This window comes from uncultured Propionibacterium sp., from assembly GCF_963539965.1.
Taxonomy (GTDB): domain Bacteria; phylum Actinomycetota; class Actinomycetes; order Propionibacteriales; family Propionibacteriaceae; genus Propionibacterium.
Window position 1 is genome coordinate 1 of sequence record NZ_CAUTOU010000081.1, and the last position, 8,555, is coordinate 8,555.

Annotated in this window: 3 protein-coding genes; all 3 read left to right on the forward strand. The window is 66.3% G+C overall.

Translation table 11 applies throughout. From position 1 onward, the window contains the following. The first annotated feature begins 77 nt into the window (after positions 1–77). The 3 genes from R2N01_RS10320 (at position 78) to R2N01_RS10330 (ending at position 8,274) form a co-directional block, all read left to right on the forward strand. Positions 78–1,523, forward strand: coding sequence for a transcription antitermination factor NusB (locus R2N01_RS10320; protein ID WP_316670875.1), 1,446 nt, complete (start codon positions 78–80; stop codon positions 1,521–1,523). Positions 1,524–1,805: 282 nt separating this feature from the next. Continuing rightward, positions 1,806–7,865 carry a DUF6531 domain-containing protein gene (locus tag R2N01_RS10325; RefSeq protein ID WP_316670877.1) on the forward strand — a complete coding sequence of 2,020 codons (6,060 nt, stop codon included), beginning with the start codon at positions 1,806–1,808 and terminating at the stop codon, positions 7,863–7,865. Next, positions 7,852–8,274 (forward strand): hypothetical protein, encoded by a 423-nt coding sequence (locus tag R2N01_RS10330; protein WP_316670880.1) that lies wholly within the window; start codon positions 7,852–7,854, stop codon positions 8,272–8,274. Before R2N01_RS10325 ends, R2N01_RS10330 begins: the two co-directional genes overlap by 14 nt. Positions 8,275–8,555: the final 281 nt, after the last annotated feature.

Consider the following 8,555-nt stretch of genomic DNA (forward strand, 5'->3'; position numbering starts at 1 on the left):
GCGGACTGGGCCGGGGGCGCCAGACCCGCCCGGGGCGCCCGCTTCGACGACCCGTCTGGCTACGGGCAGGGTCGGCAATGAGCGGGCAGAACCGGCCCCGCCGCCAGGAGTTCCCGCGCAACCCCTCGCGCTCTGCCGATGACCGAGGAGGGCGCCGCCCCGGCCGGAGCCGTGACGGGCGCGGCGGCACCAGGCGGCCGCTCGACCGGCCGCGGCGCACCGCTCTGGAGGCGCTGCGTGACATCGGCCGTTCCGGCGCCTACGCCAACCTGGCCTGCAGCCGTCTCCTGGCCGAGCAGCGGATCACCGGCCGCGACGCCGCCTTCGTCACCGAACTCGTCTTCGGCACCTGCCGCATGGCCGGCAGCTACGACGCCATCATCGAGCAGGCCTCCGGCCGCAGCCTCGACGACCTCGAACCCGACCTCGTCGACGTGCTGCGGCTCGGCGCCCACCAGGGGCTGGCCATGCGCGTGCCCGACCGCGCCGCCGTCGACACGAGCGTCGACCTGGCCGCCCATGTGGTGGGGGAGCGCGCCTGCGGCATCACCAACGCCGTCATGCGCCGGATCATCGCCCGCCCGTTCGGGCAGTGGTGCACGCTCATCGCCGGCGACGACCCGGACCGTGAACGCGAGCTGCGCACCGGCCACCCGCGGTGGATCATCGACGCCTACGCCGATCTGCTCGGCCCCGACGAGCTGGAACCGGCTCTGGCCGCCGACAACGAGGCCGCCGAGCCGACGCTCGTCGTGCGCCCCGGCCTGTGCGAACGCGACGAACTGCTCGCCGCCGGCGCGACCCCCACCCGCTGGTCGCCCTGGGGCGCGCACCGCGGAGGCGACCCGGCCGAGGTCGAGGCGGTGCGCACCGGCCGGGCCGGCGTGCAGGACGAGGGCGGCCAGCTCGTCTGCTTGGCGCTGAGCCGAGCCGAGGGCCTGAGCGGGCCCCGCTGGCTCGACCTGTGCGCGGGACCCGGCGGCAAGAGCGCCCTGCTGCGCGGCCTGGCCGCCGAGCACGGCGCCTTCCTCGTCGCGAACGAGGCCCAGCCGCACCGCGCCCGCCTCGTGAGCCTCGCCCTGCGCCGCTACGACCGGAGCGGACACCAGATGATCGTCGCCGACGGCAGCGAACCGGCCTGGGACGAGGCCTCCTTCCAGGCGGTCCTGGCCGACGTGCCCTGCTCCGGCCTGGGGGCGCTGCGCCGCCGCCCCGAGTCGCGCTGGCGCCGCCTGCCCGCCGATCTCGACGAACTCGTGCCCCTGCAGCAGGACCTGCTCGACGTGGCCCTCGGCTCGGTGCCCGACGGCGGCCTGATCGCCTACGTCACCTGCTCACCCCACCGCGCCGAGACCGCGGACGTCGTGGCGAGCGTCGAGGACAGGGTGGAGCTTCTCGACGCGCCGTCCCTCATCCCGGAGGTGCCCGACACCGCCGCAGCCACCGACCCCCGCTTCGTCCAGCTGTGGCCCCACCGGCATGGCACCGATGCGATGTTCTTGGCGCTCATGCGCAGGCGATGAGCGGGTTCCTGGCGCTCATGCGCAGACGATGAGACGACGTCAAGGTTCCGATGGCTGAGCCGTGTGAACGGCAGAGCACACCGGCCCTGCTGGCTGATGCCCGTCTCGCGCTGTGAGCGGGTGCTTGTCGTGGGCGTGCAGTGTTAATGTGCTGGGTTGTACGCGGTTCTGCTGTTCCATCCCTGGTCTGACTGGAGGCGGGCGTCTGCTGGGCCCAGCTGTCGTTGCGGGCCCGGGCCGTCTCCTTGAGGGCTGGGGGTTCACCCCTTGGAGGCGATGCTCGTGAAGGTTGATGAGGCCAATCTTGACAATTTGAAGGGTATGCCGGATGTCGACTACGACTTCGGCGTGTCGGGGTCGTTGGAGTCGGCGTTCCGCAGCGCGGCGTCGAAACTGGAGGGCCAGCGGGGGGCGCGGGCTGGGTACCGGTCGAATGGCCTGGTTGATTTCCAGGGTTATTACGCGACGTTGTTTTCGCAGAACGGCACGACCCAGTTGAGTGATTCGGACGAGATCGCCCGGGTTCTGCGTCAGGTGGCTTCTGATGTGGAGGATCTGGACGAGAAGGCGCGGGCTGAGAACAATCGGCGCCGACAGGCCCGGGAGTGGGCGCAGCGGGTCGCGAACAGGAATCTCGGGAAGAAGGTCGTCGACAAGATCTTCGGTGGTGAGGAGCCGCCGTTTGATGAGATTTCTGATGCGGAGAAGAGTGCTTCGGCGTCGAAGACGGTGGCTGCTGCGAGTCCTGCTGCGCGTCAGGAGATGACCGGGACGGGGTCTTCTGGTGGGGTGACAAGTGGGTCTCCGACGAATCTGCGGTCGTTCGCGACCAGTTCGAGAGCGGCCGATGGCGAGTTGTCGGGGTTGTCTGGCACCCTGACGGGTCAATGTGACGATTTCACCATGAGTTGTTCCTGGGCGACGCTGGACGCCTCGAGCGTGATCGGGACGTTGGACTCGTGGCTGGAGCAGAACGAGAACGACGCCCGCTGGGCGGATGTGGTGGCGGGGGCGTTCGAGGACGCTGGCGCAGGTGATGGTGTGGCGAGTGTGCCGGACCCGGCGCTCGGGGCGGCGCTGGCCGCCGTGGGGGTGCAAGCGAGTCGTGAGGATCTGCAGGTGGATCCGCCGACGGCTTATGGTTCGCCGCCGACGACTGGTTACAGCGATGACCCGGTGAACGCGTTCACGGGTAATTTCGTGGAGGTTGAGGACGACCTGGGGTTCACGGGTGTGGCCGGTGTGTTGTCGTGGCGGCGATCCTACAGCGCGTTGAACCCGGGGTCGGGGGCGTTCGGGCCGGGCTGGTCGTCGTGGTGCGAGGCCGGGCTGACGGTTGATGATGAGGGTGCCAGGCTGCGGTTGTTCGACGGCCGGGTCGTGGTGTTTCCTCGTATGGGCCAGGGCTGGGGGCGGGCGATCGGTGAGAACCTGTGGCTGGAGGCGTTGCCTGCTGGCGGGTGGCGGGTGTCGTCCTCGTGGGGCCTAGTGTGGCAGGTCGATGCGGCCGGGCGGGTGCGTAGCACCAGTGAGGGTGATGGCACCGGTGTCGTGTTGTCTTATGACACTGGTGGGCGTCTGGTGCGGTTGGAGCACGTGTGGGGCCGCAGCCTGGAGTTGGTGTGGGCCGGTGATGGCCGGCGCGTGGCGGCGGTAGTGGCCGATGATGGTCGGCGGGTCGACTACGTCTATGACGGGTCAGGGCGGCTGCTGGAGGCGCGTAGAGGTGCTGGGGTCCGCCGCCGGTACCGGTGGAACGAGGCCGGGCTGATCGAGGCGATCGTCGACGCCGATGGTGTCGTGGAGGTCGCCAACAGCTACGACGAGCAGGGCCGGGTGTCCAGGCAACGTTCGTCTTTCGGGCGGGTGACCCGGTATGCGTACTTGTCCGGTGGTATCACCGCGACCAGTGACGAGGACGGTTCGCGGGGCAATACGTGGATTCATGACCGCAATGGGCGGCTGGTGGGTTTGGTGGACGCGGATGGGCGTCGTCAGTCGACCGGTTATGACCGGCACGGGAACCCGGTGTGGGTCCGTGAGCGGGATGGGTCCGAGACGGTGTCGGTGTACGACGCCAGGGGCCGACTGGTGACGCGGCGGCTGGCGTCGGGAGCCAGGATCGACCAGACGTGGGACGAGCTGGATCGGCTCGTACAGACCCGCGTGTCCAACGTCGACGACGGCAGCGATGGTGGTGCCGACCGGGTGGCTGTCACCAGTTACGAGTACGAGCCCGGCCAGCGCGGGCCGTGCCGGGTGCGGGACGCCGAGGGTGGTGTCACGGCCATGGTGTGGCGTGACGGGTTGTTGATGCAGATCACCGATCCTACTGGTGCGCGGGTGTGTTTCGGTTACGACGAGCGCGGTGATCTGGTCAGTTCCACCGATGCGGCCGGTAACACGGCTCGGTTGGAGCGCGACCGGTCGGGGCGGGTCACCGCTGCTGTCACGCCGTTGGGTCACAGGACCGAGTATGCCTATGACCAGGGCACTGGCGCCCTGGCGAGTAGGACCGATCCTGATGGGGCCCAGACGCGTTTCGAGTACACGGCGGCCGGGCGTTTGACGGCGGTCGTCGATGCGGAGGGCGGGCGCACCTGCATCGAGCACGGTGATCATGGTGAGCGGGAACGTACGACTGATCCGCTGGGCCGGGTCGTGGCCGAGCGTTACGACGACCTGGGGAACCTGGCGGCGGTGGAGTTGCCGGACGGTTCGGCCTGGGAGTTCAGCTATGACGGGCTGTCGCGTCTGACCGGCATGCGTGATACCGGCGGCGGGGTGTGGGCGATGGGTTATGGGCCCGATGGCATGCTGGCCGGCACGACCGACCCCACCGGGGTGGGCAGGAGCGTGGAGCGCGGCCGGTTCGGCGCGCCGGTGCAGGTCAGTGACGGTGGTGATGATGCCATTGCGGTCTGGGACCGGTCGGGCAGACTCGTTTCGATCACGGGGCCCGATGGTGGTACCCGGGTGAACCGCTACGACTTGTGTGGGCGTTTGGTCGAGATGATGGACGCGGCCGGTGCGATGACCCGCTACGGCAGGGACGCGGCGGGCCGGGTGATCGAGGTAACCCAGCCCACTGGCAGGGCGTACCGGTACGAGTACGACGAGTGCGGGCGCTGGACTGCCACGATCAGTACCGGCGGGGACCGTTACGAGATGGTCTATGACGCCGACTCGCGGATCTGCGGAGAGATCTGGCCGACCGGCGAGAGGGTGTCCACACGGTTCGACGAGGCGGGGCGGATCATCTGGCGCCGCCAGCCCGGCCGCGGAGTGGTGCGGTTCGGTTACGACAGGTGCGGGCGGATCACCAGTGTGCGTGACCCGTGGAACGGGCACCGCCGGTTCGGCTACGACGAGGCTGGGCAGCTCGTCGAGGCGGTCGACGCGCTGGGCCGGGTCACCCGGTTCGAGTACAACGAGGCGGGCCGCCGGGTCGCGGTCACCGACGCGACAGGGGCCAGGACCGAGCGGGTGTTCGACCCGATGGGCCGGCTGGTGTCCCAGGTCGACCCACTGGGCAGAACCACCACCTACAGCTATGACGCGGCGGGCCGCCCGACAGAGCGTGTGGATGCCGGAGGGCGGCGTCTGCAGTGGTGTTACGACCGGTCGGGTCGGCTGGAACGCACCTGGGCCGACGGGCGCCTGCTCGCCCGTATCGAGCGGGACTTCGCCGCCCGCACCCTCACCCAGACCGACGCCGACGGTGAACAGGTCGAGACCGCATGGGACACCCAGGGCAACCTCGCCCACCGGCTGCGTGACGGCATCGGCGTGTCCTACAGCTACGATGCTGCGGGCCGCCGCACCAGCATGCACACCCCGGGCGGCGGCAGCACCAGGTACGAGTACGACGCCAACAACCGGCTGGCCGCGATCAGCAGGCCAGGGCTCGGCCGGGTACGGATCGACCGTGACCGGCTGGGCCGTGTCACCGGCGTGCACGGCGACGGGCTGGACGCCACCTGGACCTGGCACGACGGCGCCGTGGTCGCCCACAGGGTGAACCGGCGCGGTTTCATCCAGGAGATCCGTATCGAACGCGACCCGGATGGGCGCGTCACAGCCGAGGTGCGTGACGGACTGCGCACCGTCTACGAGTACGACCTGGCCGGCCAGCTGACCGGCGCGGTCACCAGCGAGGGCACCCGCACCGCCTACCAGTGGGACACCGGAGGCAGGCTGGTCGCCGAAACCTGTGACGGCCAGACAACTCGCCACAGATACGACAAGGCCGGCCAGCTCACTTGGACCCGCCTTCCTGACGGCAGCCGCCTGACCTACGACTACGACCCGTCCGGGCGCCGTACCCGCGAGGCCGGCCCCGACAGCGAACGCCTCTTCACCTGGGACCCCCGCGGCTTCCTCGCCCAGGTCACCCGCATCACCCGCCACGGAGACCAGATCCGGGCCCATAGCACCCGGCTGCACGTCGACGCTGGCGGTGAACTCGCCATTGCAGGGGACCAGCCCGTCTACTGGGACACCGCGGCAGCCTGGCCCACACTCGCCCAGATCGGCGCACGCATCATCACCGACGCTCTCACAGCAACCGCCCTCACTACCAAGAACGAGGAGGAGGGCGGGGACACGGTGTGGCTCGTCCCCGACACCGACGGCCCCGCAGCCCAAACCCCCAACCCCCCAGCAGGCCTTGACGCCCTCCACAACCGCATCTGGGGCACCGGCCCAACCCCGCCCATGACCCCCGAAACCGGGACAACAGAACCCGGGGCAGGAGCCATGCCGGCACGACCCGGAACCGGGCCAGCAGACATCGGGATCGGCGCCGACGGCACCCTCCAGACCGCCGGCCTCGACTGGATGGGCGCCAGGGTCTACGACCCCGCCACCCGGGTGTTCTTGTCGGTCGATCCCCTCGAGCCTGTGACTGGTGCGGCGTGGGCGGCGAATCCGTACTCGTATGCGGGTAATGATCCGGTTGGTATGGCTGATCCGCTCGGGTTGCGGCCGGTGTCGGAGGAGGACCTTCGCGCCTATCAGCAGGCGTCCAACGGGATGTTGCAGAACGCTGCTACGACGGTGACCGGCTGGGTGAGCGAGAACTGGGAGTACATCGCTGCCGGAGCGATGGTCGTGGCTGGTGTTGCGGTCATGTGTACCGGTGTCGGCGGGCCGATCGGTGCCGCGATGATGGCCGGTGCCCTGACCAGCGCTGGTGGGAGTGTGTGGTCGCAGAAGTCCTCCAACGGGAGTGTTGACTGGGGCACTGTTCTGCGTGACGGGGCGGTCGGGGCCGCGACCGGCTTGGTCGGCGGCGGAGCCAGTGCTGTGGCGGCCAAGGCGACTGCCGGGATGGCGAACTGCCTGGGGAAGAACATTCTTACCGGGGCGGTCGAGGGAGCCATTGATGGTGGGGCCAGTAACGGCCTGCAGTATCTGACCAGCGGCCAGCCACTGTCCGTGTCTGGGTTTGCTCGGGCTGTCGGTGAGGGTGCTGGGGAAGGCGCCATTGGTGGCGGGGCAGGCGGTGCCCTGTCGAAGGTCACCGGCGTTTCCCGCTACGGCTGTTTCACACCCGACACCCCCGTGGTCATGGCCGACGGCACCACCAAACGCATTGACCAGGTGGAGGTCGGGGAACAGATTCTGGCTCATGATCCGGCCACCGGCCAGGACGTGCCCGCCACCGTGGAACGGACGTTCACCCACGAGAACGTCCCCACCCTGAAAGTCACCACCACCAACGGCAGCGTGGAAACCACCGCCACCCATCCCTTCTACGCCGAGGGCCGCGGCTACACCCCAGCCGACCAGCTGCACGAAGGCGACACCCTCCACACCCCCGACGGCCAGACCACCCAGGTGGTATCCATCCAAGCCACCGGACGCAGTGAGACCGTCCACAACCTCACTATCACCGGCTTCCACAACTACCACGTGGCCACCGATAACGGGCAGGCAATCCTCGTCCACAACCAAACACGAAATGGGTGCGGAACCGGCGCTGGAGAGGCCAACGTTGATGATCTCCCAGTACTTGAGATTTCGAGTGACCGCATGCCTAATATTGCCGACAACATCGAATCTGCCATCGATGCTGGCCACCCATCTGTGCTTACTCGAGCAAACTCTGCTCAAGCTGCCCAAAATAGACGGGTGGCATGCGCTGGTTTCAGCGGCCCAGGAAGCCCTGACGAATATCCCTTTGCATCAACAATGGAAGGCGGTGCTGGATCTCAAGTTCGAGGAGTTCCTTTACAGGAGCAATATCGACAAGGTGGAACAATCAACGCATTTTATCAACAAAATGATATTGATGTAGGGGATAAATTCAAGGTGCAAGTAACTCATGGCGGGAGTTGAGATTGTGATCTCTTTTACAGTATTACCCTTTTATGCACAAATCTGGCTCTTTGATTCAACTACGAAAAATATTCCAGAAATGGGAGAAGAGCTGGGTAGGGTTGTGGCGAATGAAAATGTCGTTATGATTTTCACTCAACCTGATACTGATGGTGATGTTGAGGTGTCTGTAGGGTCAACTAATGATGATACATCAGGTACTCTGATATACCGAGGGAAAATGAATTTCTTAAGCGGGGTCGCCCGTGTCGGGAGCATTGCAGCGGCAGATCTATATGATATAAATCTTAACCAAAATAAAGATGTCTATGTCGCGATCTATGCGTCGTCACTAGAATCGCCCAGCAAAATAGAAATTCTCTTTTCTTCAGATAACACGATTAAATCCATAGAGCGAGTCGTCTTGTAGAGAGAATCTAAAGCAGCTGCCGATATTGCAGCTGCCGATATTTTTGAGTATGACCGTCATGAAACATGATCGGTTGTTGGTTTGAGTTCGTGGGGTGTTCGATGTGGTGGTCAAAGGCGCGTCTTGTTGTCTGGAGTGCTATAGGTTTTGTGGATAGCAGGAAAGTTTGGATTATGGTTTAGGCTGCTGTCTTGTTTTGTTTCTGTGTTTGATGGACTTCGTTCGGGGTGGAGTGGTATGGGTTTTTCGGGCGGTGGTCGGTGGTTGGTTTCGGGCTGCTG